The sequence below is a fragment of the Roseovarius halophilus (ex Wu et al. 2025) genome, assembly GCF_047086965.1.
On the sequence record NZ_JBKOTX010000296.1, the window covers coordinates 1 to 4921 of the forward strand.

At 68.0% G+C, this 4921-nt stretch carries 6 protein-coding genes and 1 pseudogene; 5 read left to right on the forward strand and 2 right to left on the reverse strand.

The window, feature by feature from the left end:
• A pseudogene (locus ACH107_RS29880) lies at positions 1–304 on the forward strand (MFS transporter); the annotation flags it as partial.
• Here the strand turns inward: ACH107_RS29880 and ACH107_RS29885 are convergent.
• Together ACH107_RS29885 and ACH107_RS29890 are read right to left on the reverse strand one after the other, a co-directional pair.
• Complete coding sequence (locus ACH107_RS29885; RefSeq protein ID WP_412509345.1) at positions 293–1660, reverse strand: ATP-binding protein; 1368 nt, start codon at positions 1658–1660, stop codon at positions 293–295. The pseudogene ACH107_RS29880 and the gene ACH107_RS29885 overlap by 12 nt on opposite strands.
• A complete protein-coding gene (locus ACH107_RS29890) occupies positions 1660–2391 on the reverse strand; it encodes a response regulator (protein ID WP_412509346.1) in 732 nt (243 codons plus the stop codon). The genes ACH107_RS29885 and ACH107_RS29890 overlap by 1 nt, the downstream gene beginning before the upstream one ends.
• A 173-nt stretch (positions 2392–2564) precedes the next feature.
• Here ACH107_RS29890 and ACH107_RS29895 point away from each other — a divergent pair, with 173 nt between their 5' ends.
• The 4 genes from ACH107_RS29895 to ACH107_RS29910 form a co-directional block, all read left to right on the forward strand.
• Positions 2565–3092, forward strand: coding sequence for an EF-hand domain-containing protein (locus tag ACH107_RS29895; protein ID WP_412509347.1), 528 nt, complete (start codon positions 2565–2567; stop codon positions 3090–3092).
• A gap of 63 nt (positions 3093–3155) precedes the next feature.
• A complete protein-coding gene (locus tag ACH107_RS29900; protein ID WP_412509348.1) occupies positions 3156–3671 on the forward strand; it encodes a cytochrome b in 516 nt (171 codons plus the stop codon).
• A 64-nt stretch (positions 3672–3735) separates the two neighbouring features.
• A complete protein-coding gene (locus ACH107_RS29905; RefSeq protein ID WP_412509349.1) occupies positions 3736–4173 on the forward strand; it encodes an EF-hand domain-containing protein in 438 nt (145 codons plus the stop codon).
• 53 nt (positions 4174–4226) lie between these two features.
• The coding region (locus tag ACH107_RS29910; protein ID WP_412509350.1) for a biotin/lipoyl-binding protein at positions 4227–4921 on the forward strand (695 nt) is incomplete at its 3' end.

The window sequence follows — 4921 nt, forward strand, 5'->3', positions numbered from 1 at the left end:
AGACCGCCCCGCGCTCTTCGCCGCCCAATTCGCGCTCAGCCATGCCTGCTGGCTTGTGACCTATCCGCTTTCCGGCTGGCTGATGACGCAGTTCGGACCAGTCGCGGCCCTCGGGACGCTTGCGGCGCTGGCGGGTGTCGGCGCGCTATCGGCTCTGCGCCTCTGGCCAAAGGAGGATCCAGAGATCCTCGAGCACAGCCATGACAACCTGCCGCTCGACCACCCCCACCTCAAGGGCGAGCGCCACCACGCGCATCCCTTCGTCGTCGATGACCAGCATCCTCGCTGGGGCTCACAACTCTGAGGGATGGCGCTGCACCAGCGGCAGGTGAACCGTTGCCCGCAATCCGCCCTCTGCGCGATTCGATAGGACCACGTCGCCGCCATGGGCGCGCAGGATGGCCCGCGCGATCGGCAGGCCGAGGCCGATCCCGCCGGTCTCACGCGAGCGCGATGTCTCGAGCCGGGTGAAGGGATCGAACACCTTCTCCAGATCCTGCTCCGGAATGCCGGGACCCTCGTCCTCGATCAGCATTTCCGCGCGATCGCCAACCTGCGTGACCGACACCCGCGCCCTGCTACCGTAGCGCTGCGCGTTCTCCATCAGGTTGCGCAGGGCACGCCGGACCGCCGTGCGGCGGACTTCGGCCCGGACCGGTTCCGATGACATCACCGCGATCTGCGGACCCGTCTCGGACAGTTCGTCCGCGAGCTCGCCCACGAGCAAGGCAAGATCGCACGTCTCCATCGGCTGGTCGGTGGAGACGCCTCGCGCGTAGGCCAGCGTCGAGTCCACCATCTCCTGCATCTCGTCGAGCGTGGCGGCCATCCGTTCGCGCGTCTCGTCGTCATCGACCATCTCTGCGCGGACCCGAAGCGCCGTTATGGGAGACCGCAGATCGTGGCCGAGCGCGGCGAGCATCCGGGTGCGATCCGCGATCATGGCCGTAAGCCGCCCATGCATGCGCCCCAGCGCGTCGGAGAGCGCGCGCACCTCGCGCGGGCCGTGCCTCGGCATCTCCGGCGCAGGCGCATCGAGGCCGAACCCGTCTGCGGCATCGGCAAGCTGCCGGAGCGGCCTTGTGATCCGACCAAGCCCGACCCAGAGCGCCGCCATCAGCAGCGACAGCGACAGAAGCGTGGCGCCCATGAGCGCGGGCGGCGCCTGAATGTCCGGCCTCTGGAACCGCGCCTGGACGTTGAGCCAGTCGTCTCCTGCAAGCGGGATCGAAATCCGGAACTCCACCGGCGCGACGCCCGCCGCGCGCATCCGCTCGTGCAGCCAGGCGAAGGCGGCGGGGGGCTCTGCGGGCCGTCCGTCATGCGGCGACACGGTGATTTCGGTCGCGCGGATATCGCCGCCTCCGAGCGCCGGCAACTCCATGCGTCCCGTCTCGACTAGGGGCGCATCGCCGGTGCTGAACCGGACGAGGCGGGAGTTCACCGCGGCGAGGATGCTCTCCCGGCTCTCGGCCGGGGCCGCATCGAGCGCGCGCGCCACCGCCTCGGCGCGTTCGACCGTCTCGAACCGTTGCGCCGCTCGGATCGCCGCGCCGCGTTCGTCGGCGAAGAGCCAGATGCTGATCACCTGCGCAGCCAGGAAGGCCCCGAGGATCAGCAGCGCCAGTTGGCCGAGCAGGCTGCGGGGGACGAGACGCATCACGCCCCCTCGCGCACGTCGGCGGCAAGGCTGTAGCCGCCCGAGCGGATCGTCGCGATGACCTGCGGATGCGCCGGATCATCTTCGATCTTGCGGCGCAGGCGGCTCACCTGGTTGTCGATGGTCCGGTCGAACACGTCGGCCGTGCGCCCGCTGGTGATGTCGAGGAGCTGGTCGCGCGACAGCACGAAGCGCGGCCGCTCAATGAAGGCCGTCAGTAGCTTGAACTCAGCCGTGGTGAGCGAGACCTCGCGCCCGTCCTCGTGCGTCAGCGCGCGCGTGTCGGTGTCCAAAACCCATCCCGCGAAGGTGAGCTTGCGCCCGCCAAGCGCACCCGCCAGCGGCTCGGGCCGGTCAGAGCGGCGCAGAATCGCCTTCACCCGCGCCAAAAGCTCGCGCGGGTTAAAGGGCTTCACCAGGTAATCGTCGGCGCCGACCTCGAGCCCGACGATCCGGTCGGTCTCCTCGCCAAGCGCGCTCAGCATCAGCACCGGCGGGCCGCCCGCTGCAGCCAGCCGACGCGCCGCCGACAGCCCGTCCTCGCCCGGCATCATCACGTCGAGCACGACGAGATCGAAGCGGCCCGCGCGGAGCGCTGCGTCCATTTCGGACACATCCTTGGCGGCGCTCGCGCGCATGCCGTTCTTTTCCAGGTAATGGGTCACCGCATCGCGGATTTCGCGATGATCGTCGACGACAAGAACATGCGGTGCGCGGGCGGGTTCGGTCATATATCCTTGATAGCGCGGGGTGGCTCTGTTCGTGGGATTATTTTGTCATGGTCCGTCGCAGCCGACCGGATTTGCGACAGAGTGATACAAATCGAGGGGTGCAATGGCAATCTTCTGCGACACGGCTGCCCCATCTTCGCCTCATCGAAACAAGAAACCCGAAGAGGTGACCCATGAAACGCAAGACCATCCTGACCCTCGGCGCAGCCGCCACCGCCGCCGTGATCGGCGCGATCGCCATCCCCGCCATCGCCGGTGGCTGGGGTCCGCATGACGGTTGGGGCCCGCGCCAGATGATGCGGATGATGCATAGCGGCCAGGCCGGCTTCATGCAGGACGGCCGCGGCCCCGGCATGATGATGCAGCGCGGAGGACATGGACCGATGGGCATGACCGGCATGGCCGGCAACGCGCTCTACCAGTCCTTCGACGACGACGAGGACGGCACGGTGACGGCGGCCGAACTCGAGGCAGGCATCGCCGCGCTGCACACCGAGCACGATGCTGACGGGAATGGCGCGCTGTCCTCGGACGAGTTCGCGACCCTCTTCGCCGAGGTCACCCGCGGCATGGCCGAGCGGCCCTTCACCATGCTAGATGCCAACGATGACGGCGAAATCAGCGCCGAGGAGATGGCCTTCCCGTCGCAGATGATGGCCCGCATGCAGCGCATGCACGGCACCGATACAGACCAGCAATGACACAAGCGTGCAGTCGGCGTCGCAACAGCGCCGGCCTGCCACGTACGACGAGGGACCTGAGCCATGACCGCCCCCAACACCGCCAAGACCAACGCTCCACAAGGATATTCCGCGACCCAGATCGCCCTGCACTGGGCCGTCGCCGTGCTCGTCGCCGGGCAGTACATCTTCAAGGACGCCATCTCGGGCGCATGGGATGCGATCCGCGCGGGCGAGACCTTTGCCTTCGATCCGCTGATCCTTGCCCATGTGGCGGGCGGCGCCCTGATCCTCGCCTTCGTCGTCTGGCGCCTCGTGCTGCGCCTGACCCGCGGTGTGCCTGCGGCCCCCGAGAACGAGCCCGCGCCGCTCAAGACTCTGAGCCACATCGCGCACTGGGCGTTTTACGCCGTGCTCGCGGCGATGGCCGTCACCGGCTCGCTGGCTTGGTTCGGTGATGTGACGCAAGCCGCACAGTCGCATAACGTGCTCAAGGTCGTGCTACTGGCCCTGATCGCGCTGCACGTGCTCGCGGTGCCGTTCCACCGCCTCGCTCTGAAGAACAACGTGATGCGGCGCATGATCCGCCCGTCTGCCTGAACCTCCCGCCCGATGCGCACAGCCGGATCGGGCACCCCCAAACCCGGAAAAAAGGAAACCACGCATGAAACGCCACCTCTTCCCCGCCGTCCTTGTCCTCACCGCCACCGCCACCGCCACCGCTGCCCTCGCCCAGACCACGCCCGGAGACCAGTTCATGCAAAGATGGGATCTTGATGGAAACGGTGCGGCAACACTGGAAGAATTGCGCGAAATGCGCGGCAACGTGTTCATGGCCTTCGATGCCGATCAGAATGACATCCTCGACGCCGAGGAATATGTCTATTTCGACGAGGCGCGCGCCAATGACGTGGCCAATTACGAAGCAGAACAGCGCGACCAGATGCAGGCCGTCGCCGATGGCATGAGTCTGACCGCAAGCGATACAAACGGTGACGGTGTCGTCGGGCGCGAAGAATTCCTCGCCGGCACGGAGGGCTGGTTCGCCGATCTCGACACCAACGGCGATGATGTCGTCACGCTTGACGATTTCGCCATGTAAACTCCGGGGGCGCCGCTGTGTGCCCCCGTGCAACACCGGAAAGGATCAGACGGATGACTGCCCCCGACACCCCCGATCTGCCGCTCGACCTGGGCCGGGACACAGGCGACGCCGCCGCCCCGTCGCCGCGGCGGCCCTGGTTCCGCAAGCGGTATCTGTTGGTCCTGCTGATCCCGATCTTCATGTTTTCCGGAGCGGTGATCGGGCTCTATTACCAGCCGCCTGGTCTGCAGGGTTTCTACGCCATGACGGGCCTGCAACCGGGCGGCGGCGCCGACGACCCCATCGCGCTGCCCCCCGAGATCGACCTGCCCGAGGAGATGGCGGAGACCCTGTTGCCGTCGGACGTGGTGGGCCTGGCACGCCTTATGCCCCGGGGCGACGTCGCCCTCGTCGCGGCCCCCTACGGCGCGGGCGATGCACGGGTTGCCGAGATCCTCGTCGCGGTCGGCGACCGCGTGTCCCGGGGCGACACGCTGGCCCGGCTTGACAACATGCAGGCCCTGGAGAGCGCCGTCCTGACGGCAGAGGCGACGCTCGCCATCCGGCAGGCGACGCTTGCCCAGACGCGCAGCGCCGTCGCCGCGAGCCGGGCCGAGGCGCAGGCTACGCTGGATCAGGCAAGGGCGGCATCGCGAGAGGCACAAGCCAACCTCGCCCGGACCGAGGGGCTGGCCGAACGCGGTGTCGCCACCGATGCCACGCGCGATGCGGCCCGCACCGCCGCCGACGAGGCCCGGCTGGCCGT

Bases quoted from the DNA above. Each gene is read 5' to 3' on its own strand.
- ACH107_RS29905 (WP_412509349.1), top strand. From the start codon at position 3,736: ATGAAACGCCACCTCTTCCCCGCCGTCCTTGTCCTCACCGCCACCGCC.
- ACH107_RS29885 (WP_412509345.1), bottom strand. From the start codon at position 1,660: ATGCGTCTCGTCCCCCGCAGCCTGCTCGGCCAACTGGCGCTGCTGATC.
- ACH107_RS29890 (WP_412509346.1), bottom strand. From the start codon at position 2,391: ATGACCGAACCCGCCCGCGCACCGCATGTTCTTGTCGTCGACGATCAT.
- ACH107_RS29900 (WP_412509348.1), top strand. From the start codon at position 3,156: ATGACCGCCCCCAACACCGCCAAGACCAACGCTCCACAAGGATATTCC.
- ACH107_RS29895 (WP_412509347.1), top strand. From the start codon at position 2,565: ATGAAACGCAAGACCATCCTGACCCTCGGCGCAGCCGCCACCGCCGCC.